Source organism: Streptomyces diastatochromogenes (assembly GCF_002242805.1).
Classification (GTDB): Bacteria; Actinomycetota; Actinomycetes; order Streptomycetales; family Streptomycetaceae; genus Streptomyces; species Streptomyces diastatochromogenes.
Map to the genome: position 1 here is coordinate 1 of NZ_MCGQ01000088.1, position 670 is coordinate 670.

Here is a 670-nt window from a genome sequence, read left to right on the forward strand (position 1 = left end):
GAGGACCGCGCGGTTGTCGGCGGGGTGCTGCTCTTCGCCGGTCTGCATGTGTGGACCGCGGACACCGCAACGGCCCGCGAGCGTGCCGCCTGGGCCGAGACGCTCGCCGAGATGGAGCAGCTCAGCCCGCGCTACGTCGTCGCCGGCCACCGCTCCGCCGACTCCGCCACCGACGCCTCGGTGATCGCCGACACCCGCGCCTACCTGGCCGAGTTCGAGCAGGAGCTGGCCGACAGCGGCAACAGCGCCGAGGCGCTGAAGGCCGCGATGCTCAAGCGCCACCCGGACCTGGGCCTGCTGGTGGCCCTGGACCTGGGCACCAAGGTCGCCACCGGTGAGATGGCCTGGGGCTGACGATGCTCACCGGCACCCGTGCCCCCGCCGGACGGGCACCCGGTACGGTCTCCGGCGGCGGCGTTGTCGCCGCCGGACGGCCCGCTTCCCCGGGCGGCAAGACCGTCCGGGCCGCGGCCGCGGTGGAGTTCGCTCTCACCGGCAGCGTGCTGTTCGTCCTGGTCACGGCCGTCCGCTGGGTGATGGCCTCCCCGCTCAGCCGGTTCCTGCCCGGAGCGCACCTCCAGCTCGCAGCCGTAGCCGCGATCGTCGGGGCGGCGCTCGCGTGGGCACTGTCCTCCCGCTGGGGACGGTGCTCCGGCGGGCACCTCAACCC

The 670-nt window shown here is 74.8% G+C and carries 2 pseudogenes; both read left to right on the forward strand.

From position 1 onward, the window contains the following. Positions 1–354, forward strand: a pseudogene (locus tag BEK98_RS45365) (MBL fold metallo-hydrolase); the annotation flags it as partial. Between the two features lie 2 nt (positions 355–356). Further along, positions 357–670: pseudogene (locus tag BEK98_RS45370) on the forward strand (hypothetical protein); the annotation flags it as partial.